This is a genomic window from Aminobacter sp. P4_D5 (assembly GCF_056401815.1).
Genome location: NZ_JBFUIP010001026.1, coordinates 1 through 598, shown reverse-complemented (window position 1 = coordinate 598; position 598 = coordinate 1). Strand labels below are relative to the sequence as shown.

The following is a 598-nucleotide window of genomic DNA, read 5'->3' as shown; positions in this document are numbered from 1 at the left end:
AGGGCATGAAGTAGGCGTCCATGTTGTTCGGACGCGGGACGGAGAGCTCGTTCATCGGCGGGTGGATCCTGTCGTGCAGGCCGGCAGGCTAGACCGGTCCGGCCGGATTGTCGTCAGCCCGCCGGCCGGATTTCCGGAATGCGTCAGCCTTTTGCCGCGAGGCCGTCCAGGACGGGGAGAAGATGCGGGCGGAGGGCGCCGTAATCCTCGCTCATGGGGAAGTGGCCGAGCCCCTCCATGATGGTCGCGACGGAGCCGGGGATGGCCTCGGCCGTGGCGATGGTGTCCTCCGGGCGGCAGGAATAGTCGTGCTCGCCCGTCAGCAGGTGGACCGGGCATTTTTGCGTGTCGATCCGCGCCAGCAGGGGGCGGAGGTCGCCCTCCTCCTTGTAGAAATGCAGGTCACCGCGGAAGACGCCGGGGCCGCCCTGCATGTAGTGCCAGAGGGTCTCCTGCCGGTCGGCCTCGGGCGCCGTGGGGGCGATGAGGCCTGAGACCGCGGCCGCGCAGACCTCGCCGCCATGCACCTGGGGGTGATGCAGCATGGTCGTGTCGTAATAGGGGTGCACGAAGGCGCTGCCCTGCAGGCCGATCACGC

General features: G+C 68.7%; 1 protein-coding gene. It reads right to left on the bottom strand.

Going from position 1 to position 598, the window contains the following annotated elements:
- Nucleotides 1–143: 143 nt before the first annotated feature.
- Nucleotides 144–598: alpha/beta fold hydrolase (locus tag AC1DWF_RS36450; RefSeq protein WP_476843314.1), on the bottom strand; the 455-nt coding region annotated here is incomplete at its 5' end.